This window comes from Youxingia wuxianensis (assembly GCF_014385085.1).
GTDB classification, from domain to species: Bacteria; Bacillota; Clostridia; order Oscillospirales; family Ruminococcaceae; genus Youxingia; species Youxingia wuxianensis.
This window is the reverse complement of record NZ_JACRTD010000001.1, coordinates 96,146-118,497: the sequence shown is the minus strand read 5'-3', so window position 1 is coordinate 118,497 and position 22,352 is coordinate 96,146. Positions and strand designations below refer to the sequence as shown.

Below are 22,352 nucleotides of genomic sequence, written 5' to 3'. Positions count from 1 at the left end.
TAAACGCAAAGCGTTTTTCGCCAACCGCGAAGGCAAATCTTCAATTTGCCGGGCGCGGTTATAAAAATAGAGGCAAAACCGTGTTTTGCTCCCGGACGGTGTCCGGCGTTGGTTTCGCTTGCTTGCGAAACCATGCTCTCCTTTTGCAGCCTGCGCCCCTAAACGCAAAGCGTTTTTCGCCAACCGCGAAGGCAAATCTTCAATTTGCCGGGCGCGGCTATAAAAATAGGGGCAAAACCGTGTTTTGCACCCGGACGGTGTCCGGGGTTGGTTTCGCTTGCTTGCGAAACCATACTCTCCTTTTGCAGCCTGCGCCTCTAAACGCAAAGCGTTTTTCGCCAACCGCGAAGGCAAATCTTCAATTTGCCGGGCGCGGCTATAAAAATAGAGGCAAAACCGTGTTTTGCACCCGGACACCGTCCGGGGTTGGTTTCGCTTGCTTGCGAAACCATGCTCTCCTTTTGTAGCCTGTACCCCTAAACGCAAAGCGTTTTTTCGCCAACCGCGAAGGCAAATCTTCAATTTGTCGGGCGCGGCTATAAAAATATTTAATAATAAAGTAATTATACCATTATTTCCCCAAACCGCAAGCATGAAAAAGGCCCTTATCAAGCTAAGGGCCTTTTTCTTTAGTGGGTTTTTTGATTGACATATTTTGGCTTTGTCTTGGCATATACAATCCTCTGGGCGCTATAAAGACTGTAATACCCAGAAAGCATATAGCTGATGGGAATCGCAATTAGGAAAAAACTTGGAGTGGTAAAACCAAACAACTCAAAGCTCATCATCAAAGCGGTCACTGGACAGTTGGTCACACCGCAGAAAACAGTCATCATTCCTATCGCTGCCGCCAGAGATGGTTCCAGCCCAATCAGTTGCCCCATCACACATCCGAAGGTAGCCCCGACAAAGAAAGAAGGAACAATTTCTCCCCCTTTGAACCCAGCACCCAGAGTGACGGCGGTAAATAAGATTTTTAGTAAGAACGCCTGCGGGCGCACGTCCCCTTGGAGGCTTTCTTCGATGATATTCATCCCCGCGCCCAAATAGTCCTGTGTTCTGAAAACAAACGCCAAAGCAACGACTAAAAGCCCCCCTGCCATTGCTCGTACATATTGATTGGGAAGATATTTTTTATATAGCTTCCCGGCGGTATGCAGAGAGTAGCAGAGTAAAATACTGACCCCTGCGCATACTACTCCCAGCGCCGCCACTTTCACAATACTGACGGCCGTAATTCCCGGAGTATGTATAATAGTAAACGATTCCGGTACAATCCCACAGTGTTTGGCCAGCAAAGACGCAATTATGGAGGAAATGGCACAGGGGACCAGCGCTGTATAATACATCACCCCCACGCTTACCAACTCCATAGCGAAGATGGTAGCCGCTACCGGGGTTCCGAACAAAGCGGAAAACGCCGCGCTCATGCCGCACATAATCGCTACGTTTTTATATTCTTCCTTTACCCGGCAAACTTTCGCTATCCACTCCCCCAAACTCCCACCTAACTGGAGGGCCGCTCCTTCCCGTCCGGCGGAACCGCCGCACAGATGAGTCAGGGCAGTGGAAATAAAAATAAGGGGAGCCATCCGTGCGGGGATCTGTTCCTCTGAACGGACGGCCGTAATTACCAGATTTGTACCTTTGGGTTCGTTTATTTTACAAATATGATATAAGAAAACAATTACTAAACCCGCCGCCGGCAAAAAGAATACCATCCAAGGATGTTCTCCCCGAAAACTGGTTACAAATCGCAGGACAAAATAAAATAGGCATCCTACTCCGCCTACGATAAATCCAATGGCAACAGAAGTAAGCACCCATTTACAAAAAATTTTCAAATTTTTTAGTACCTGCCGATAAATCCGATAAAACCAGACAACCTTTGTCACAAAACACATCTCCTAAAACAATCTATTATTATTTTAACACAATTTTTATATAAGCAAAAGGATCATTTTTCCCATGTAGCCCCACCCCACAATAAATTAGGGGTTGTAGGTCCCTTAAACGTATTTGTACGTTTAATTTATGCCCAAAGCGCGGCAAATCTTCTTCTTGGGTGATTTCTACCTGATTGACAAGATTTTTAAAATCCGATATCATTTAATAAACATTATTTTAAAACGTTTCATTAAAGGAGAGTGTTTATGGAACCCGACGGTAGTCTATGGATTTACCTTTTACTGCTGTTAATTCTAATTGCAACCAACGCTTTTTTTGCTATGTCTGAGATTGCAGTAATCTCACTTAACGACAACAAATTAAGAAAAATGGCGGAGGAAGGCAATAAAGCGGCCGGCATTCTTACAAAATTTGTCGGCGCGCCATCCAAGTTTCTCGCTACAATTCAAGTAGGCGTGACTTTATCCGGCTTTCTCGCTTCGGCGGTTGCGGCGGATACCTTTGTAGAGTATGTAGTCTATGCCCTGCGAAACGTAGCAATCTCCCCGGAGGTTATTCGGGTGGTTTCTTTGATTGGCATTACCCTTATTCTTTCTTTTTTTACTTTGGTCTTTGGCGAGCTGGTTCCAAAAAGGTTGGCTATGAGCAATTTTGAAAAGATTTCTTTTGCTATTGCCCGCCCCCTGTCGATAATTTATAAGCTGGAAAAGCCGTTTGTCGCTTTGCTTTCCATGTCTACTAACGGCGTTCTCCGCCTTTTGGGGATCGATCCTCATCAGAAGCCGGAGGAGGTCACGGAAGAGGAAATCCGTATGATGGTGGATGTAGGAAACGAAAGCGGTACGATCGAACAAAGTGAAAAGGAAATGATTAATAATATTTTTGAGTTCGATGACCGCACTGTTGGGGAGATTATGACCCATCGTACAGAAATTGTAGCGGTAGAAATAAACGAGCCTCTATCCCAGGTAATTACCCGGGCAGTAGAGGAAGGCTGTTCCCGTATTCCCGTTTACGCCGGCTCGCTGGACAATATTGTGGGGATTTTGTATGTAAAAGATCTTTTGGGGCTGGTAATGGAAAATCCCAACGCTCAATTCAATATGGCGGATTATATGCGGGAAGCTCTTTATGTCCCGGAAAGCAACCGGTGTAAAGTACTGTTTCATCTGTTTAAGGAAAAGAAAATCCAGATGGCCATTGTGGTGGATGAATATGGCGGCACCTCCGGACTGGTTACCATGGAGGACCTCATTGAATCTATTGTAGGGAACATCCAAGATGAATATGATAACGAAGAAGAGGAAATCAGCCAGCTTGCTCAAGACACATACCTTATCGACGGCGTAGTGCCTTTAGATGAAATCGAACGGCTGTTTCATATTAAATTTGACGACGACCTGGACTGTGATACCATCGGCGGCTATATTGTAGAGCAACTGGGCCATATCCCGCAGGAAGAAGAGCGGCCCACCGTCACTGTAGGGGATGTTGAGTTTACTGTCCTTGGGGTGGTGGAACGCAGGATTTCAAAAATCCATGCGCAAAAGGCCCCGGCTCCTGAACCTGTCCTTGCAGAAACTTTTAAAGCAGAATAAAATTTTAGCTCGCCGGCGAAATAAATCGCCGGCGAGCTTTCTTATTGGCTGTAAGATCTGCGGTCCATACGAATTTTAATTGGATAGAAAATTGCAAAAGTAATAAATTCCGCCGCCAGCAGCGCCAGCCAAACGCCGGTAAGCCCCCACAGACGGGAAAATAGGCTCAAGGCCGCATATACCAGTAAAATTCCCCGTAAAAATGCAATTATTGTCGTGTGGGTAGCGTGCTCAATGGATTGGAAATAATACATAAGGATAGTATTCATTCCAGTAAACGGGAACGAGAGAAAATATAAGATGATCGCTGGGATACCGATCGCCAATACCTGCGCATCCGTAGAGACAAACGCACCAATAATATTCCCCGGAAAGAGCAGAACAAGCAGATATACCCCGCAAGAAAAACATAGAGTAGTAATCATAGCGTACCGATTGACCAGCTTCATCCGGCGGTATTCCCTCGCCCCATAGCTTAAACTGATAATTGGCTGCGCAGCCTGGGCCATCCCATTAAAAATCCCCTTGCCTACATAACCGATATTTGAAATAATCGCAAACACCGCTACTGCGGTTTCCCCACTCACCCGAATCAGCACAATATTAAACATCAGAATCACAAAACCAGAGGAGGTTTCCAACACACCGGAACCTACCCCATTTTTCACCATCCGCCAGAAAAGTCCCGGGGAGAAAAAATGTTTTGTCAGGGAAACCTGATTGACATGTTTGATAAAATGAAGGCTTAACAGAGCCACATTGACAAATGGTCCGATAATCGTGGCAAGACCTGCGCCAAACGTGCCCATACCCATTCCAATTACAAAAATATAATCCAGCACAATATTGGTAATGTTAGCTAACGTCCCTGCAATCATCACCAGCCGGGGGTTGCCGTCGCTTCGCACAATTACCCCTAAAGAACTTGCCATCATATACACCACTGCCAAAGGACTAATTGGAGAAAGATAACCTACCACTCCATCTACAATTAAATCAGTGGCGCCAAACGCATAAGCGATTTCCCGCAGAAACAACGTCCCGAATATCCCCAGCAAACCGCCGAAAAGTATTACCGAGATCATCGCCTGAGTAAAAACCTTATTGATACTTTGTGTTTCTCCCGCTCCGCGGCAGACAGAAATCGTGGTTGCTGCTCCTACGCCGATTAAAATGCTGAAAGTAGTATACACGGTAAAAATCGGAAGCGATACGTTTAACGCTGCAAGCCCGTTGCTCCCCACTGCTATTCCTACAAAAAACACATCCGCCAAGCAGTAACAGCAATGAGCTACCATCCCGATTACGGTGGGAATCAGGTAGCGAAAATACTCTTTTCGTATTTCCCGTTTTTCTTCCAAAGGAAACTCAGCTCTTTGTCCACTCATCATATACCCTAACCCTCTATTGAACGCACTGCCGCTCTTTATTCGGCAATGGTGTCGCTGTACATACTATATAAGCTGTAATAAATTCCTTTTTTCGCCATCAAATCCCGATGGTTGCCCTGCTCCACAATTCCATTGTCGGTAAGCACCAGGATGATATCCGCATTTCGGATGGTCGTAAGCCGGTGGGCAATCGTAAAAGTAGTTCTTCCCTTTGCCAGCAGCTCCAGGGATCGCTGCACCAATCGTTCACTTTCATTGTCCAGTGCGGAAGTGGCTTCATCTAAAATCAGAATGGGAGGATTTTTTAAAAACACCCGTGCAATGCTGATGCGCTGTTTCTGACCTCCGGAAAGTTTTACTCCCCGTTCTCCTACATAGGTGTCATATCCATCCCCCAGCTGCATAATGAACTCATGGGCGCCTGCCTGTTTGGCCGCGGTGATAATTTCTTCCTTGGTGGCATCTGGCCGGCCGTAAGCGATGTTCTCGTACACGCTGCCAGAAAACAAATAGACTTCCTGCTGAACTACGCCGATTTGAGACCGCAGGGAGTGCATAGTTAAAGTTCTTACATCCTTATCATCGATAAGCACCCTGCCGTCAGTAGCGTCATAAAATCGGGGAATCAGATTGCACAGTGTGGTTTTTCCTCCGCCGGAAGGTCCCACCAAGGCCACATTCTGACCTGGACTTACATGGAGATCAATATCCTTTAAAACTTGGGTATTATCATCCATATAGGTGAAGCTCACATGGTCGAATTTTATATCTCCCGCCACATCCTTCAATTCTACAGCGCCAGGAGCGTCAAAAATCTCTATCGGCGCATCCATAACCTCAAAAAACCGTTCAATCCCGGACATTCCCTTTTGGAACTGTTCTGTAAACTCCACCACTCTTCGGATAGAAGTGAGCAAAGTGGTCACATACAAAAGATACGCTATTAAATCCGAAGGGGTAATCTTACCGTCTATCATAAACAGGGCCCCCGCCACTACAACGGCGATATACATCACCCCGTCAAACAAACGAGTCGTGCTTTGGAAGCCGGCCATATACATATACTGTTCTCTTTTTATCTCCAAAAATCCATGATTTCCCTCGTTAAATTTATCCTCTTCAATCTCTTCGTTGGCAAAGGATTTTACCACCCGGATTCCCAGCAAACTGTCTTCTACCTGAGCGTTAATTTTACCAATCTGGTGCCGTGATTTTTTAAACGCTCTGCGCATTTTTTTATTATAATAAATGGAACAAAACAGCAGAATAGGGAGAATGGAAAAGATAATTAACGTCAGCCAAATATCCACGCCCGCTAAAATAAAAAACGACACCACAATCTTCAGCCCCGAAATAAAAAATTCTTCCGGGCAGTGATGGGCAAATTCGGTCACATCAAACAGATCGCTGGTAATACGAGCCATCAACTGACCGACTTGGGTATTGTTATAAAATGAATAGGATAACTTTTGCAGGTGAGAAAACAAATCCTCCCGCATATCCGTCTCAATTTTTGCCCCCATCACATGGCCGATATCTGCCATATAATAGTTGGCGGCGGTGTCAATAATACGCAGCACCAGATAAAAAGCCCCTACCTTTAACACCAACCCTACCGTAAGGCTCTGCATATTGTTCATTCCCATATCGGTAATATACCGCACAATCAGCGGAAATACCATTTCGCATACGGTGGTCAGCGCCGCACAAAACAAATCCAGCGTAAGTATCCAGCGGTATTTTTTAAAATAAGGAGCAAACCGTTTTACAAGGCCCAGGGTGCTATGTTTTTTATTCTGCATGTCTACCTCCACGGATAAATTTATTCACACAACAACTTCTTTATCTGCCCCGTATACGCCTTAAACGCGGTAGGAAGGGCATAACTTTCCCCCAATTCCCGAGCAGACGCCCAAACAGCATCTTCCCACGGGAAATTTTCTTCTTCCAAGTATACGCCATAACCGGTCATATGCCATTCTACATGGCTAAATATGTGTTTTGCCTTTCCCAGGGAGACAATTTTGTTTATCTTCGCTCCCCGGAGGAAGAGGTACTCTCTGCACTGCGTCTCATCCATCGCCCCCTGTGTATTAGGAAGCTCCCATAGACCGGCAAGCAGCCCCTTTTCTCCACGCTTGGCGATCAATACCCTCTGCTGTGATATTATCACAAAAACAGTTCTGTCTTCAATACGTCTTTGCTTTTTAGGCGCCTTCTTCGGTAATTCCATATAAATTCCTTGTTCATAACCCCGGCAAAGATGGCGTAAAGGACAAAGAAGGCACTGCGCTTTTCCAACAGGAAGACAAATAAGCGCTCCCAGTTCCATCAGCGCCTGATTAAAATCTCCTACCCGATCCCTGGGCAGAATCTTTTGCAGCCGGGAGGAGATATCATAAATTACCTGTTCCTTTGTAATATCTTCTTCACTGGCCAACACCCGAGCGGTTACCCGGAGCACATTTCCGTCCACCGCCGGCATGGGGATCCCATAAGCGATTGATGCAATCGCTCCGGCAGAATATTTACCTATGCCCGGCAGGGTGAGAAGTGTTTCAAAATCAGCAGGAAGCTGCCCATGATAGTTTTCCATAACTATCTTTGCCGCTTTATGTAAATTGCGTACCCGGTTATAATATCCCAGTCCCTCCCACAACTTTAAAAGCTGCTCTTCCGGTGCCTCAGCCAAAGCGGCAACGGTGGGAAGGGCGGTGATGAATCTGTCAAAATAAGGTTTAACCGCCTCTACCCGGGTTTGCTGGAGCATGATTTCCGATACCCATACATAATAAGGCTGAGGGTCCTGCCGCCAGGGAAGGACCCTTGCATTTTTATCATACCAGGCCAGAAGGGGCCCGGGAATTTTACAAAGCAAATCCTGTTCCAAATAACATCCTCATTTCTTATAAAGAGAGAGTAAACTGGCGGCATATACGCCGCCAGTTCCATTTTTATTTTCCTGGGCCGCGCCGGCCTGTCCGTGTAATATTCGCCTGAGTTTCTACCCCTTCTGCAATTAGCTTGACACCTTGCTGACGGGTATAGGACATCATATTTTTGAGAATTTTTTGCCGGGTCCCGTCTATGTCCACATCCCGAACAATAGATATGTCGATTTTTACAAAATCAGGGGTGATATAAAGAAGCATAGGCTCTCCATTTGATCCTTTCATATTAGCCCTTTCATTTTGAACGGTTTACGCAACCACCCTATACCGTGTATAAATATATTCGTAGATTTGTTGACGATACATGGAAATGCTGACTTCATCGTAACATTCCGGCAGTTCTGCCCACAAGGTATCACGAATCAGATTATCCACAGCAGCTTTGGTTTCTTGCTTATCTGTCCAGTGGTCAAGTTCAGCAATCTTAGATTTAATCTTAGCGAGAAGGTCAACTGCCACTTTCTTAATAGCCTTGATGTCCTCTTTGGAAAGGTTATCGGAGAAGAGCATATCGTAAAGGGATAGCTCCTCATCACTTGTGAAACCTTCACGGACATAGCGTTGTTGTTCGGAATCCATGCTGTTTGCCAAATCCATCAAATCCATAAATGTCTTTTCGATGGTGGCTCTGTCCTGTTCGCTGTTATAGGCTGTGATGATTTCCTGGTAACGAAGGAGATAATCAATACGGCGGGGATTAGAAATCAGCATACTATCCAGTCGCACTTGAATCAAATCCTGTAGGTCTTTCATAACCAGGTTCTGCTTTTTCGTTTTCGCAAATTCCTTAATCAGAATATCAAAATCAATATTGCTGATATCGAAGCGCTTGGACGGATTAAGCCCCGGCTGCTGTTGTTCAATGACGATATACTCATTCACAATTCCGTTAATCTCAACCATAAGGTCTGTATTGTCGGAATGCTTCCGTTTCTTTTGCAGAGCATCGTAGATAGCAATAATCGCGTCTTTGTAAGTACGGGTCTGTGCATCCACATCATTTCGGTCAACATACTTCATCAGCCTTGCCAGTTCACTGGCATAGGTCTGGTATGTCTTCCTGATTTCCAGTGTTTCGCACATAGCATTTGTGGCATCCTGGAGCAGCGAAAGCTGTTCAAAGGTGCCTATCTTTGTATTGACCAGTGCATCCAGAGAGAAATCATGCTCTCCCAGAAATGCCGATGCTGCGGCAATAATCTCATGAATGCGGGCGATCAGTTTCTCCTTATCTACGGTGGGGTCAGTACCCTCACCGCCGCCTTGGTTCGCAGTATAATCCGCCAGCGCTTTTCTCAAGGCTTTTACGATGCCGATATAATCAACAATCAGACCATTGCTCTTTCCTTCCGCCACGCGATTGGCTCGGGCAATTGTCTGCATATTCTCTCCATTTTCCTATCTATCCTGCTCCAATAAAGAACCCAGCGTGCGGTGTGTGAAAAGAATACCGAAAGAACATGGTTTAACCTTAACGCAAACCTGTGATAAAATATCAAACCTTACACTTTCACATAAATAATCGGCTCATCATACCCAAGCGTTCTTTTTCCGTTTACTTCCATCGTTTCCGATACTTCAAGTTTTTGGGGTGAAAAGCGCTCAAAAAGCGTGAATTTCAAAACAGGAGAGAACATACTGACGCTTCCGCCTTCCCATACGCCGTCCTTTTGTTCATAAAAGGCAGGCGAAAACTTTTCCGATTGCTTTAGTGAAGTATACTCTGTTTCAGGCATACTTTCATAAGAAAATGTATTTTTATCACAGCCATCAGGGATCTCGTAGGAGGTCAATTTAATTCGCTGTTCCTCCTGGGTAAACAAAAACAGATGGGAAGAGGCACGAGTACTATCGCCAACAGTATAGTAGCTCTCCTCCACAAGAAAGATCCCTTTAAAATTCTCTGGCAGATTTTTTATTTTGTGATTACAAACTGTATTACAGTGCCGGGCAAAGGGAAAATCTGCGCTTCCCCCTTGTTTTTTTCTATTAAATTGTTCCGCATTATTAAAATTCCCAGTTAACATATCCATAAATTCTTGTAACTGATCCATAGGGTTGTCTCCTAACTATTGCTCCAGTGAATTTTGTTTACGGCATAATTGAATGCAAACCTCGCAGTGCGCCGTTTTTGGAAACATATCTACTGGCCGGCAGCGAATCGCTTGATAACCTAAATTTTCCAAAACTTCGCAGTCCCTTGCGGCAGTAGCGCTGTTACAGGAGATCATAACAATCCTTTCAGGGGACATTTTTGCCACAGCCTGAAGGGTTTTCTGATCGCAGCCTTTACGGGGCGGGTCCAACACCACTACATCCGGGCGTATTCCCTCTTTTTCCATCCGCTCAGCCGCCAGCGCCGCGTCTGCACATAAAAATTCCGCGTTGTCTATTCCGTTGTTTTTCGCATTTTTCTTTGCGTTTTCCACCGCCTGGGAAACAATCTCCACCCCGATCACCCGTGCACATTTGCCCGCCAGCGAAAGTCCGATAGTTCCCGCCCCGCAGTACAAGTCCATCAGCGTTTCCCCGCCAGTAAGGCCGGCGTATTCCCCTGCAATTTCATACAGTTTTTCCGCACCAGGGGTATTTACCTGGTAAAAGGAGTGAGGGGAAAGTTCAAACTGCAGACCGCACAGCAGATCAGTAATATATTCTTTCCCATAAATCACTTTATTTTCTTTTCCTAAAATTACATTGGTCTTTTCTTTGTTCAGGTTCAGAATTACGCTCACAATCTGCGGGCAACACGCAAGCAGCCCCTGGACCAGGGCCTGTCGTTTTTCTATCCCATCTCCATTGATTACAAGGCATACCATCACTTCTCCGGTATGATATCCTCCCCGAAGATAAATATGGCGCAAAAGTCCTTTTCCTGTGGTTTCATCATAGATGGAAATATTATTTTTTTCTGCAAATGAGAGGATTGTCTGCAAAATATCTGTAAAATAAACAGGCTGCAGGCCGCAGGTGCGGCAATCGATCACTTCATGGGTCCGAGGGGCAAAAAAACCTGCTGCCATCTTCCCTTTTTGCATTCTTACAGGATATTGAGCTTTATTTCTGTAATGCGACTGTAGGGGCGAAGGCTGAATTTTCTCTATCTGTAAGTCCAATTTCCCAATACGTCGAAGATTGCTTTCTATAAACTCCTGTTTATACCGAAGTTCCGCTTCATAGGAAACATGTCGGAACACACAGCCGCCGCACCGCCGGCTCACGGGACAATCAGAAGGGGTTCTGTCCTGAGAAGGAACAAGGATTTTTTCAACTTTGCCATAAGCATAGTTTTTATTTACCTTAAGAATCCGCGCCTGCAGCCGGTCTCCCACCGCGCTTGCGGGAATAAATATTGCCATTCCATCCGGCAAACGGCCAATTCCGCTGCCTTCATGGGTCATACCCACAACATCAACCGTTACCAAATCGTTCTTCTTATTCATCCGCTCTATTTTCCCCTTAAAATTCCTTAAATGGCAAACGATGGTCTTGCTTTTTTCATAATCCATGGTATACTCATACTGTACTAATACAACTAATACACACGGTACAATTTTAATTGCGATAGTTATTATAATAATTATATAATTGTATCATACCTACCAGGGAATATCAAATTCATTTTATCGGGAACGATCAGATTGTTATTATGTTCAAATTGTGTTACCATTGTCATTAAGTTGTGAATTTATCTGCGTATTCTGCATCAATTTATTAGGATACTTCCACTATTTAATTAGTGTGCAAGGGAGGTTGAACGCTTGGAGAAAAAATCAATTATCAGATGCGAAAACTTGCGGAAAATTTACCGCATCGGCGATGAAAAAGTAGTCGCTCTGAATAATATTAACCTCGATATATTGCAGGGGCAAATTTGTTGTATTGTAGGTACGTCCGGTTCCGGTAAATCTACCCTTCTAAATCAGTTGGCCGGCCTGGAAAAGCCTACTAAAGGCTGTGTTTACATAGGAAAAACGAATATTTCTACTTTGAATGAAAATCAGTTGGCTACTTTTCGTCAGCGGTATTTAGGATTTGTATTTCAGTCGTATAATCTGCTTCCTACGATGACCGCCATGGAAAATGTCGCTTTACCGTTGGAGTTTAAGGGCTACCCAAAATCCAAGCGGAATAAAATCGCTATGAAAATGCTGGAAAATGTAGGGCTGAAAAAGCGGGCTCGCCATAAACCTACTGAAATGTCCGGCGGCCAGCAGCAGCGTGTAGGTATTGCAAGAGCTTTCGTTTCCAATCCTAAAGTAATTTTCGCCGACGAGCCTACCGGTAACTTGGATACAAAAACTACGATTGACGTTATGCAGACAATGGTAGGTTTTGCCCGAAAATATAATGAAACTCTTATTATTGTAACCCATGATCCCGAACTGGCGGATTATGCCGACCGGGTAATTACTTTAATCGATGGGAACATCACCAACGATTATACCCATGTGCCGATCTTTGAGCGGGAAGGCTATGTTCCGGTTCCCCGCTTATCAGAAACAAAAAAAGAGGCGCCGTCGGAAAAAACAAATTCACCGTCTCTCCCTCAGGAAAACTCTGCTCCCAGGCAGGAGGAAGGTGCTTTGCCTTTGGAAGAGGAGACCGGAAAAATCCCGGCGGAAATTCCTGTGGAGAGTTTTTCGGAAACGCAGGACGCCGCTGAGAATCCCAAGCCGCAGGAGGACGGATTTTGTTTTGAGATACAAGAGGAGATTCCCTCAGACCATGTGGAAATTTAAAGGAGATTTTATAATATGAACAGTTTTTCTAATCGGGCGATTTCTCTGATGCTTGCGATTGTATTTTTGCTTTCTGCCGGTCTGTGCGGCTTTTTTCTGCTGGCAGGCATGACGGTAAAAGCAGCGGATGACGCCATAGTTCAGTCGATTAAATATTTTGAAGCGGAAAGTTCCGGTGGATTTCAGCTTCCGGAAATCCGTCCGGGTACAACCATCGGCAGACTGCGTATTACTGTCATCGATTATCAGACTACTGTGGACGATTTTAATTCTGTTCCTAAAGAGAAATTCAGCTTTTCCTTTAGTAGCAGCCGCAAGGTCTTTGACGGCGCACGCGCAGGCAGCGCCGTATTCAGCGACGCTGTAGAGGCGACAAATGTGGAGAAACCTGGCATTTCCTATACAGTGGATCTTTTTGATTTAAAATATAATGGCTCTGACGATATCTTTGTGTTTAATATAAACTACCCCAGTAAGGAAAGCGACGCTGACAGTATTCCCGACAGTATTAACGGCCGGACCCTGCGCTTCGCGGAAAAGCTTCCCGATTGTGTAATTGCGGAGTCGTCCTCCCGCCGTCATGACAGTGACGACGATGATGACGATGACGATACCTCTTCCCGGCCGTTTATCGCTCCGGCCACCCCGAATATTATCGTCACTTCATATGACTACGGCGGGTCCAGTGTTACCGCCGCTGGGAACTTCTCTTTAAACTTAAAATTCTACAACACCAGCTCCCGCTTGTACGCGGACAACATCGTAATGAAAGTGACCGTCCCTGAAGCGTTTACCATGAATAATTCCTCCAATACCTTCTACATAGAACGTATGAGACCCAATGAAACATTGGAACGGACTTTAAACCTTTCTGTAAAACCCAGCGCGGAGCCCCAGTCCCATCCAATTAAACTCGCCTTTACTTTTGAAGCGATTATCGACGATGAGCGCAAGCAGTTTACTTCGGAGGAAGAGATCAGCATTCCGGTAAACCAGCTTAACCGTTTTTCCCTCAATCCAATGGAACTTCCTGAAACCCTGTATGTTGGGGAAGAGCAATCGTTCAGCGTTACATTTGTAAACAAAGGCAAGACTCCAATTTATAATATCACTGCCTCAATTGAGGGTACGAATTTAGCTAAACCCGGCCAACAGCAATTCTTCGGAAATTTGGACGAAGGAAAAGAAGATTCCATCGACTTTTATATCTCTCCTACAGAAGCCGGCCCTATCGTCGGCGAAGTTATCCTCACCTATGAGGATGCCAATATGAATGTTACTGAACTGCGTACTGGATTTTCTGCCAACGGGGAATCCTATGATATGCCTGCGGACATGATGGGCGGCATGGACGATATGGGGATGGAAGACATACCTATGGAAGAGCCGAAATGGTATCAAAAAATCCCCGTTTGGGGATGGGGGATCGCTGTTGTCGTAATTATTATCTTTGTCGCCTTCATCATAAAACTGCTCAAAGCGAAAAAAGCCAAAAAGCTGGAGGACGAAGATGAGGATTTCTGATATAATTTCTATGTGTCTTGGAAATCTGTTCCGTCGTAAAATGCGTACCTTGCTTACGGTCATCGGCGTCGTAGTTGGCACCTGCGCTATTGTGGTTATGATCTCTATCGGCGTTGGCATGAACGAAAGCCAGGAGGCTATGCTGGCCCAGATGGGCGATCTTACCGTTATCAATGTATATAACTGGAACTCCGGCGGTTCCGGTGAGCAGCTGGTATTAAACGACGAGGCAGTGGCTAAAATCCAGGCCATCGACCAGGTAGATGTGGCTACCCCTATCTATTATCCCCGGAACTTAAACGCTCGGATTTATGGCGGGAAAAAAGAAAAATATTATATGTATGCCTACAACGTGGTGGGAATTTATAAATCCGCTATGGAAAAGATGGGTTACACCTTACAGGAGGGTTCTTTCCCGGGGGAAAATTCCGAGCCATTTACGGTGCTTGCCGGCCAGTATGCGGCATATGAGTTTCGAAAGGCTAATAAAAAATATGCTGATGTGATCGATCCGTATCCTGACGCTCAGGGAAATGTCAAAGATCCTTATGTAAATATGCTAAGAGATCCTATGATTCTAAAAACGGAAAAAATGGAAGAGGATTCCCCTGATTCTACAGTAGTAACCCAAGAGCTGAAAGTATCCGGTATCTTAGCCGAAGATTGGAACAAAGGTTATGAAACTTCCCGGGGAATTATAATGGATATCAATGACTTAAAAAAGTTGGAAAAAGACTATATGAAGGCAAATAAAATCAAAGAGTCTGACTCCGATAATAAGGGCTATAACGACGTTACGGTCAAGGTAAACTCGATCGACGACGTGGAAGCGGTGGAAGAAGCAATTCAAGCCATGGGGTTTGAGACAAATTCCATGGAGTCGATCCGTAAACCTATGCAGGAGGCCGCCCGCCGCCAGCAGATGGTGTTAGGAGGTCTGGGCGCTATATCCTTGTTGGTTGCGGCAATCGGTATCACTAACACCATGATCATGTCTATTTATGAGCGTACCCGAGAAATCGGCGTAATGAAGGTATTAGGCTGTTTTGTCCGCAATATACGCACAGTCTTTCTGATGGAGGCGGGACTGATTGGATTTTTGGGCGGTATACTTGGGATCGGAATCAGTTACCTAATTTCCTTTATTATGAACTATGTGAGTATGAATGGACTGATGGCCAACGAAAACAGCGGCGGTTTCGGCTTTGGTATGATGGGAATGTTTGGCGGAGGCGGCGCCAGTGGAATGCCGATTTCGGTGATCCCTGGCTGGCTGGTGATTTTAGCCTTAATTTTCGCCACTTTGATCGGATTGATTTCTGGTTTTTATCCTGCAAACCGAGCGGTAAAAATTTCCGCGCTGGAAGCGATTAAACATGAGTAATCCCTAAAATAAAAAGGACATAGCGAATACTATGTCCTTTATTTTATCCATTCTAGGATTGATAGGCTTCTCCCCAATCCACATGACGCCTAAAATAAAAATTTCCATGTATTGCGCCGCAGGCGGTCGGTTTAAAGGAAGCTATCGCCGTCCCTATTGAGAATACTTATAAGCAGGAAAGCCGCCGCGTAAAACGCGGCGGCTTTCTTATTTATTTCATTAATCCTTTTAATTCTTCCCGGTCGAAAAGATACTTCTTATTACAGAAATGGCACTCCACTTCCGTAATCTCCTGCTCTTCCATCAGGCGGGAGAGCTCTTCTCTCCCAATGCTCAGCAGCGCTTTTTCCACACGTTTGCGGGAACAGTTGCACTGGTATTTGACTTTTCCTTCATCCAGCACCTCCAGGGAAAACCCTTCCATCGCTTCTCGAGCGATCTCCATAGGCGTCATCCCACTGTCCAGCATAGCCGTAATAGGCCTCAGCTTTTTCACATTGGCTTCCAACCGCTCAACCATTTCTTCCCCTGCCCCTGGGAGCAGCTGTATCAGCAATCCGCCGGCAGCACGCACTGTAAGCTCCGGATTTACCAAAACGCCTAAGGCGCATACCGTGGGCGTCTGCTCACTGACGGCAAAATAGCTGGTAATATCTTCTGCGATTTCCCCGGATTGAATGGGTATCATGCCAATGGACGGTTCCGGCAGACCTACGTCCTTAATCACCGTGAGCGTTCCCTGGGTTCCTACCGCTCCTGCCACATCCAGCTTGCCATATTTATTTAAAGGAATTTCTACAATCGGATTGGCTACATATCCTCTGGGGTTGCCCTGGCTGTCAGAAACGGCAATCAAAGAGCCGGCAGGTCCATCCCCTGCCAGCCGGATGGTAACGCTGTCCTGTTGATTTTTCAGCATCCGCCCCATCATAGACGCTGCTGTGATCAGCCGGCCTAGGGCTGCTGTCACTGTAGCGGAAGTTTTATGGATCTGCTCCGCGGCAGCCGCAATATCGGTAGAATCCACTACCGTACATGCAACTGCTCCATCTGTGGTAATTGTTCTAAGTATTGTTCCCATAAACCAATTGCTTCCTTCTATCTCCGGTTATTTTCTGCGAGCCACATACACTGCCCGCTGAGATGTTTCTTTCAGCGGCGAAAAGGTGTCCCCTTCGTATACCGCCAACAGCTCAAATCCTGCTTCTTCCAAGGCGCAGCAAAGCTCCTCATGGGTATATACCCGCTCTGAAAAGCTTTCCTGCTGCCGGGAGTAAAGTTTCCCCTGAGGAATAAAAAAGTCCAAATCGATCTGCGTAATCAGGGACTTTTCGTCCCATCTGTTCTGCCACACACAATAGACATCTTCCAAATCATAGACATACGCGTTTTCTCCCAGTACAACCCGCTGTTTGTATTCTGTATTTACATCAAACACAAATACACCCCCTGGCAGAGTGAACAGGGAAACCAGTGAAAATGTCTTTTTCACCTGGGCAAGATCCGTCATATGATTTATGCTGTCCAAAGCGCATACAGCGGCGTCTATCGTACCGTACAAATCCAAATGGGTAAAATCCTGACAAAGATAGAGTATTTTTTTCGTCATACAGCTTTTAGACATAGCTTCAGACAGCATATCCTCGCTTGCATCCACACCGATCATATCATAACCCAGCTTTGCCAGTTCTACCGTCAGTGAACCGGTACCGCAGGCTAGATCCAATAAAATCGTCTGTGGGGTAACCGTGATATACTGTCTGATTATTTGATTAAAATATTCTGCCCTCGCCTTATAATCGATATTCTCTGTCAGCCTGTCATAATAAAAGGCGAAAATGCCGTAGGACATTAGTCTTTGATCCTTTCAAAGATCACTTTATAACCGTCGGCGCCATAATTAAGGGAACGGTTGACCCTGCTGATAGTAGCGGTGCTAGCGCCGGTTTTAGCTACAATATCGCTGTAAACCCGGCCTTCACTCAGCATTTTTGCCACTTCTAGCCGCTGAGACAGCGCTTTGAGTTCCGGTACCGTACATAGATCATCAAAAAAATTATAACATTCCTCCATGGTTTCCAGCGACAAAATTGCTTTAAAAAGATATTCTACATTCATCCCTTTTAGTTTTGTATTCATAACCAAACTCCCTCTACAAATAAAATGTCTTATTGGGTATATTTTAACATTTTAGTTCGTGAAAGTAAAGAGGGTTAAAAGGGTATTAATACAATTTTAACAATCTAAAGTCCTAAAATTTAGTGAAACTATCTATCACAAAAGATCGTTGCGGACAATATCCTCCAGCGTTTCCCGCTTGACGACTGTACGCGCCTGCTGATCTTTAATCATCACAACCGCAGGTTTGGAAATTCGGTTGTAATTGGAGGACATAGAGTAGTTATAAGCGCCCGTAGCTAAAACTGCTAAAATGTCCCCTGGCGCCACCTCTTGAATCGGCATATTCTCTCCCAACAGATCGCCGCTTTCACAGCATTTACCCGCAATGGTTACCGTCCTTGTCTTTGGCTGGCCGGCTTTGTTGGCAATCAGCGCCTCATATTCGGACTGATAAAGGATATATCTAGGATTATCCCCCATTCCCCCATCTACGGAAACATAGGTGCGGATCCCTGGGATTTCCTTTACGCTGCCTACCGTATACAAGGTAATGCCCGCTGGACCAACGATGGAACGTCCCGGCTCAATAATAATAAACGGAGTTTTTAATCCTTTTTCCTGGCAGGTGGTTTTCACCGTCTGGGAAACCAACATCATATATCGGTCATATTCTACCGGATCGTGTTCCGGCAGATATTTAATACCAAATCCGCCGCCCAGATTAAGCTCTGAAAGCTCCAGGCCGGTTTGTGCCTTGATCTCCGCCATAAAACCCAGCATCACTTGGGCCGCATGCTGGAAAGGCTCGATATCAAAAATCTGGGAGCCGATATGACAGTGCAGACCCTTAAGATTGATATGAGACATACCGACGGCAGCTTTTACCGCCTGCATTGCCTCCCCAGTTTCCAGCGCCAGTCCAAACTTACTATCGATCTGCCCGGTACGGACAAAATCATGGGTATGGGCGTCGATTCCGGGTTTTATGCGAAACATAATGTTTGCTTTCTTGTTCTGACTAATGGCCAGCTGGTTTAAAATTTCTAATTCCGTCAGGTTATCTACGACAATATGGCCCACCTCATATTCCAAGGCCGCCAGCAGTTCCTGAACCGTTTTATTATTTCCATGGAAAAAAATCTTTTCCGGCGGAAAATTGACGCTCTGAGCGGTATAGAGCTCCCCAATAGAAACTACGTCCAGCCCCAGGCCCTCTTCGTCTATCATTTTACAGATAGCCTTACAGCAGAACGCCTTACTGGCATAGGCCACCAAGCCTTGCCCGCCATAATATTTGTTGATGGATTCACGGTAGCTTTCGCAGCTCTTTCTGATCTGTTGTTCATCCATGACATACACAGGGGTCCCAAAGGTCTGGGCCAATTCTACCGTATCCCGTCCGCCGATGGTCAAATGTCCCAGTTCATTTACATTGAGGCAATCTGATACAAACATCCTTATCTACTCCATTCATGTCTAAGTTATCCCATATACTGGTCTTATTCAAAGGTATCGTCTAATTCATCTGCATAGCCAGAGCTAATCTCTTGTTCCTCGCTGATATCCTGCTGCATATACTCTATGGCATCTCGCTCGATCTCATTGACAATTTCCTTAATTTGCTCTACCCCTTCTCCTGTCTGGGCGGAAAATGGGATCATAGTAATCTGATCCGCATAAGGGATTTCTTCCTGAAATGCCTTCATTCTTTCCTCAAACTGCCGCTTGGACAGTTTATCCCTCTTGGTAAGTATAATAACAAAGGGCAGCTCTTCATCAATAAGAAAATTGAGCATTGTCAAATCGTCTGCGGTAGGCTTATGCCGAATATCGATCAACTGAAACACCATATACAGATTTCGGTCCTGATGAAAATAGCCCTCAATCAATTCAGCCCAGCGGCGCTTTTCACTTTTGGAGACCTTGGCATAACCATATCCAGGCAGATCGGCAAAGCGTATATCGTCCACCCGGAAGAAGTTGATCGTCGCTGTTTTTCCCGGCATAGAGCTAACCCTAGCCAGCTGTTTGCGATTAAATACCTTATTGATCATAGAGGATTTTCCTACGTTGGAACGCCCCGAAAAAGCAATTTCAGGGAGAGATGATTTTGGCAGCTGTCTGGAAGTACCAAAGGCCGCCTCAAATTGTACGTTATGATAGTTCATACTTGATCCTTTTCTGTCAAAGGGGCGGCAATGCCGCCCCGGTGATTATTACTGAGGAATCGGCGAATTTGCCTTAGGCATCTCTTGACCTTCTTCTATAGGAAGAGACTCTAATAACGCCGGAGAGGGTTTCTTTTTTGAAAATTTCACTAAGGCCGTTTCCAGCACAGTATCTATTTTTTCTGCGGGAACAAATTTGATATTGTCCCGCACAATCGGATCAATTTCCGCCAAATCCGGCTCGTTTTCCTTAGGAATAGCTACCGTTTTGATTCCTGCGCGGTAAGCCGCCATCGTTTTTTCCTTCAACCCGCCGATAGGAAGCACCCGTCCCCGAAGAGTAATTTCTCCGGTCATAGCAACCTCCTGCTTTACCGGAACACCTGAAAGCGCCGATACCAATGCGGTACAAATGGTCACGCCCGCGGAAGGCCCATCCTTAGGGACCGCCCCCTCGGGAACATGAATATGAAGGTCTTTGGTTTTATAGAAGTCATGCTCCACACCATAGATCTCCCATTTGCTGCGGATATAACTGATCGCCGCCATCGCGGATTCTTTCATAACATCCCCCAGGGATCCGGTCAGCTCCACCTTGCCGCTTCCATCCAGGACAGCTACCTCCACCTGCAGCATTTCGCCGCCTACAGAGGTCCAAGCAAGACCGTTTACCAGACCAATTTCGTCCACACCCTGAATTTCTTCCGGTTTGAACTTACGGGGACCTAAATATTCAGTAATATTCTCATTGCTGATAATCACTTTCTTACTGTCCCCGGAAACAATCCGTTTGGCTGCTTTACGCAGAAGAGAAGCCAGTTGCCTTTCTAAGCTTCTTACGCCCGCCTCCCGAGTATAATTATCAATCAACGCATAAATAGCATCGTCGTCAAATTTCACCTTAGAAGCGGTAAGTCCATGGCGTTTACGCTGTTTAGGAAGCAGATGCTCCTTAGCGATATGAAATTTCTCTTCCCGAGTATAACTGGTGATCTCAATCACTTCCATCCTATCCAAAAGCGGAGCCGGGATGGTATCTAATGAGTTCGCTGTTGCAATAAAGAGCACGTGGGACAGATCAAAGGGGACCTCTAAGTAGTGATCCCTAAACGCATGGTTCTGTTCTGAATCCAATACCTCCAGCAGCGCCGCCGAGGGATCGCCTCTAAAGTCATTTCCCAGTTTGTCCACTTCATCCAGCAGCATCAGCGGATTGGTGCTGCCCGACTGTTTCATCGCAGCCATAATCCGTCCAGGCATAGAGCCGATATACGTTTTCCGATGTCCGCGGATATCGGATTCATCCCGTACGCCGCCTAAAGAAATCCGCACGTATTTTCGCCCCATACTCTTGGCGATGGAACGGGCGATGGAAGTTTTCCCCACCCCCGGAGGCCCAACGAGACAGATAATCTGCCCTTTGATGTCCGGAGCCAGCTTACGCACCGCTAATAATTCCAAAATACGTTCTTTGACTTTCTGCAGACCATAATGTTCCCGGTCAAGCAGGGCTTTGGCCTTTTTAATATCGATTTTATCGATGGTGAATTTATTCCATGGAAGCTCCAATACACTGTCCAGATAGCCCCGAATTACCCCTGCCTCATGGGAGTTGGAGGGGAGCTTGGACATGCGCTCTACTTCTTTATTTAATTTTTCAGCAACTTCTTGCTCCAGTTTCAGTTTACTAATCTTCTGATAATAGTCGTCTACTTCCTGCTGAAGATCGTCCTCTCCCAACTCGCCGGAAATCGCCCGCATTTGTTCCCGCAGATAATACTCCCGCTGATTTTTATCAATCTGGCCTTTGACCTTCTCCTGAATTTCCTGTTCCAGGGAAAGAATATCATTTTCCGATTCCAGCAATTTTGCCAGCATCTCCAACCGTTTCAGCGGATCGCTTTGGGTGAGGATCGCCTGCTTGTCTTCCACCTCAATCTGCATGTTCCCGGCTATGTATTCCACCAGATGAATCGGATCCTCCGATACCAATGCGTTGATTACAAGCTCTTTGGGCATACGCGGAGTTAAAAAGCAATATTCCTCAAATAAATCTTTTACCGTACGCATAAGCGCGTCGCACAAGGCGGATTTCAAATTGCGGGTAGTTTTTAAGGGGAACCCCCGGACCAGCGCTTCGAAATAAGGGGTTTCGCTTACCACCTCTATCATTTTCGCCCGGTACATTCCCTCTACTAACACTCTCCAGGTGCCCCCCGGAGATTTGATGATTTGTTTTACCTGGGCCACCACGCCCACTTTATACAGGTCCTCTACCTTCGGATCGTCTTCACGGATATTTTTCTGCGCCACCAGAAAAATCTGACGGTTAGAAGTCATGACCTGATTTAGCGCCAGGATAGATTTATCCCTTCCCACATCAAAATGCAGCACCATCTGCGGAAAAAGCACCAATCCGCGAAGGACCAGCACCGGTATTACCAGATGGTTTTCTTCTGTGGTAAGTATTTCTTCTTTTTTATTTAAAACTTCGCTCATCTTGCGACCTCCTATTTGCCATCCAATCAATTTTTGCTAATTTCAGAAAACTTCTAAAATATCTTA

Annotated in this window: 18 protein-coding genes; 4 read left to right on the top strand and 14 right to left on the bottom strand. The window is 45.6% G+C overall.

The genetic code is table 11. The features are described from left to right. Positions 1-629: 629 nt before the first annotated feature. Positions 630-1,904 carry a chloride channel protein gene (locus H8705_RS00595; protein ID WP_392392054.1) on the bottom strand — a complete coding sequence of 425 codons (1,275 nt, stop codon included), beginning with the start codon at positions 1,902-1,904 and terminating at the stop codon, positions 630-632. Between the two features lie 249 nt (positions 1,905-2,153). Between H8705_RS00595 and H8705_RS00590 the strand changes: the two genes are divergently transcribed. After that, complete coding sequence (locus H8705_RS00590; protein ID WP_262393937.1) at positions 2,154-3,506, top strand: hemolysin family protein; 1,353 nt, start codon at positions 2,154-2,156, stop codon at positions 3,504-3,506. A 41-nt stretch (positions 3,507-3,547) separates the two neighbouring features. On the opposite strand, the gene H8705_RS00585 is transcribed toward H8705_RS00590, so the two are convergent. The 7 genes from H8705_RS00585 to rlmD all read right to left on the bottom strand — a co-directional run bounded on the left by H8705_RS00585 (position 3,548) and on the right by rlmD (position 11,357). Then, positions 3,548-4,897 carry an MATE family efflux transporter gene (locus H8705_RS00585; RefSeq protein ID WP_262393936.1) on the bottom strand — a complete coding sequence of 450 codons (1,350 nt, stop codon included), beginning with the start codon at positions 4,895-4,897 and terminating at the stop codon, positions 3,548-3,550. A gap of 35 nt (positions 4,898-4,932) precedes the next feature. Next, positions 4,933-6,699, bottom strand: coding sequence for an ABC transporter ATP-binding protein (locus tag H8705_RS00580; RefSeq protein WP_262393935.1), 1,767 nt, complete (start codon positions 6,697-6,699; stop codon positions 4,933-4,935). Between the two features lie 20 nt (positions 6,700-6,719). After that, positions 6,720-7,787: an A/G-specific adenine glycosylase gene (gene mutY, locus H8705_RS00575; protein ID WP_262393934.1), complete on the bottom strand. Its 1,068-nt coding sequence runs from the start codon at positions 7,785-7,787 to the stop codon at positions 6,720-6,722. Positions 7,788-7,851: 64 nt separating this feature from the next. After that, positions 7,852-8,073 (bottom strand): EAL domain-containing protein, encoded by a 222-nt coding sequence (locus H8705_RS00570; protein WP_262393933.1) that lies wholly within the window; start codon positions 8,071-8,073, stop codon positions 7,852-7,854. Positions 8,074-8,097: 24 nt separating this feature from the next. Continuing rightward, on the bottom strand, positions 8,098-9,231 hold the full coding sequence (locus H8705_RS00565; protein ID WP_262393932.1) for a hypothetical protein: 1,134 nt from the start codon (positions 9,229-9,231) through the stop codon (positions 8,098-8,100). A gap of 119 nt (positions 9,232-9,350) precedes the next feature. Beyond that, positions 9,351-9,902 (bottom strand): hypothetical protein, encoded by a 552-nt coding sequence (locus H8705_RS00560; RefSeq protein ID WP_262393931.1) that lies wholly within the window; start codon positions 9,900-9,902, stop codon positions 9,351-9,353. Positions 9,903-9,917: 15 nt separating this feature from the next. After that, the gene (gene rlmD / locus H8705_RS00555) at positions 9,918-11,357 is read right to left on the bottom strand and encodes a 23S rRNA (uracil(1939)-C(5))-methyltransferase RlmD (protein WP_262393930.1); all 1,440 of its coding nucleotides are present in this window, start codon (positions 11,355-11,357) and stop codon (positions 9,918-9,920) included. 252 nt (positions 11,358-11,609) lie between these two features. Here rlmD and H8705_RS00550 point away from each other — a divergent pair, with 252 nt between their 5' ends. Genes H8705_RS00550 through H8705_RS00540 form a run of 3 tightly spaced genes read left to right on the top strand, consistent with a single transcriptional unit; the run spans position 11,610 to position 15,498 of the window. Beyond that, complete coding sequence (locus H8705_RS00550) at positions 11,610-12,590, top strand: ABC transporter ATP-binding protein (RefSeq protein ID WP_392392053.1); 981 nt, start codon at positions 11,610-11,612, stop codon at positions 12,588-12,590. A gap of 15 nt (positions 12,591-12,605) precedes the next feature. Further along, positions 12,606-14,114 (top strand): hypothetical protein, encoded by a 1,509-nt coding sequence (locus tag H8705_RS00545; protein WP_262393929.1) that lies wholly within the window; start codon positions 12,606-12,608, stop codon positions 14,112-14,114. Then, on the top strand, positions 14,101-15,498 hold the full coding sequence (locus H8705_RS00540) for an ABC transporter permease (RefSeq protein WP_262393928.1): 1,398 nt from the start codon (positions 14,101-14,103) through the stop codon (positions 15,496-15,498). The genes H8705_RS00545 and H8705_RS00540 overlap by 14 nt, the downstream gene beginning before the upstream one ends. 211 nt (positions 15,499-15,709) lie before the next feature. Here the strand turns inward: H8705_RS00540 and hslO are convergent, their stop codons facing one another. The 6 genes from hslO to lon all read right to left on the bottom strand — a co-directional run bounded on the left by hslO (position 15,710) and on the right by lon (position 22,286). Beyond that, the gene (gene hslO / locus H8705_RS00535) at positions 15,710-16,579 is read right to left on the bottom strand and encodes an Hsp33 family molecular chaperone HslO (RefSeq protein ID WP_262393927.1); all 870 of its coding nucleotides are present in this window, start codon (positions 16,577-16,579) and stop codon (positions 15,710-15,712) included. Between the two features lie 27 nt (positions 16,580-16,606). Beyond that, positions 16,607-17,350, bottom strand: coding sequence for a class I SAM-dependent DNA methyltransferase (locus H8705_RS00530; RefSeq protein ID WP_262393926.1), 744 nt, complete (start codon positions 17,348-17,350; stop codon positions 16,607-16,609). Further along, the gene (locus H8705_RS00525; RefSeq protein WP_262393925.1) at positions 17,350-17,637 is read right to left on the bottom strand and encodes a YerC/YecD family TrpR-related protein; all 288 of its coding nucleotides are present in this window, start codon (positions 17,635-17,637) and stop codon (positions 17,350-17,352) included. The genes H8705_RS00530 and H8705_RS00525 overlap by 1 nt, the downstream gene beginning before the upstream one ends. Positions 17,638-17,772: 135 nt before the next feature. Next, complete coding sequence (gene lysA, locus H8705_RS00520) at positions 17,773-19,074, bottom strand: diaminopimelate decarboxylase (protein ID WP_262393924.1); 1,302 nt, start codon at positions 19,072-19,074, stop codon at positions 17,773-17,775. A gap of 44 nt (positions 19,075-19,118) precedes the next feature. Further along, a complete protein-coding gene (gene yihA, locus H8705_RS00515; RefSeq protein ID WP_262393923.1) occupies positions 19,119-19,787 on the bottom strand; it encodes a ribosome biogenesis GTP-binding protein YihA/YsxC in 669 nt (222 codons plus the stop codon). A gap of 48 nt (positions 19,788-19,835) precedes the next feature. Beyond that, the gene (lon, locus tag H8705_RS00510) at positions 19,836-22,286 is read right to left on the bottom strand and encodes an endopeptidase La (protein ID WP_262393922.1); all 2,451 of its coding nucleotides are present in this window, start codon (positions 22,284-22,286) and stop codon (positions 19,836-19,838) included. Positions 22,287-22,352: the final 66 nt, after the last annotated feature.

Excerpts from the sequence above, each read along its gene's own strand:
- H8705_RS00595 (WP_392392054.1), bottom strand. The coding sequence starts at position 1,904 with ATGTGTTTTGTGACAAAGGTTGTCTGGTTTTATCGGATTTATCGGCAG.
- H8705_RS00590 (WP_262393937.1), top strand. The coding sequence starts at position 2,154 with ATGGAACCCGACGGTAGTCTATGGATTTACCTTTTACTGCTGTTAATT.
- H8705_RS00585 (WP_262393936.1), bottom strand. The coding sequence starts at position 4,897 with ATGATGAGTGGACAAAGAGCTGAGTTTCCTTTGGAAGAAAAACGGGAA.
- H8705_RS00580 (WP_262393935.1), bottom strand. The coding sequence starts at position 6,699 with ATGCAGAATAAAAAACATAGCACCCTGGGCCTTGTAAAACGGTTTGCT.
- H8705_RS00570 (WP_262393933.1), bottom strand. The coding sequence starts at position 8,073 with ATGAAAGGATCAAATGGAGAGCCTATGCTTCTTTATATCACCCCTGAT.
- H8705_RS00565 (WP_262393932.1), bottom strand. The coding sequence starts at position 9,231 with ATGCAGACAATTGCCCGAGCCAATCGCGTGGCGGAAGGAAAGAGCAAT.
- H8705_RS00560 (WP_262393931.1), bottom strand. The coding sequence starts at position 9,902 with ATGGATCAGTTACAAGAATTTATGGATATGTTAACTGGGAATTTTAAT.
- rlmD (WP_262393930.1), bottom strand. The coding sequence starts at position 11,357 with ATGGATTATGAAAAAAGCAAGACCATCGTTTGCCATTTAAGGAATTTT.
- H8705_RS00545 (WP_262393929.1), top strand. The coding sequence starts at position 12,606 with ATGAACAGTTTTTCTAATCGGGCGATTTCTCTGATGCTTGCGATTGTA.
- H8705_RS00540 (WP_262393928.1), top strand. The coding sequence starts at position 14,101 with ATGAGGATTTCTGATATAATTTCTATGTGTCTTGGAAATCTGTTCCGT.
- hslO (WP_262393927.1), bottom strand. The coding sequence starts at position 16,579 with ATGGGAACAATACTTAGAACAATTACCACAGATGGAGCAGTTGCATGT.
- H8705_RS00530 (WP_262393926.1), bottom strand. The coding sequence starts at position 17,350 with ATGTCCTACGGCATTTTCGCCTTTTATTATGACAGGCTGACAGAGAAT.
- H8705_RS00525 (WP_262393925.1), bottom strand. The coding sequence starts at position 17,637 with ATGAATACAAAACTAAAAGGGATGAATGTAGAATATCTTTTTAAAGCA.
- lysA (WP_262393924.1), bottom strand. The coding sequence starts at position 19,074 with ATGTTTGTATCAGATTGCCTCAATGTAAATGAACTGGGACATTTGACC.
- yihA (WP_262393923.1), bottom strand. The coding sequence starts at position 19,787 with ATGAACTATCATAACGTACAATTTGAGGCGGCCTTTGGTACTTCCAGA.
- lon (WP_262393922.1), bottom strand. The coding sequence starts at position 22,286 with ATGAGCGAAGTTTTAAATAAAAAAGAAGAAATACTTACCACAGAAGAA.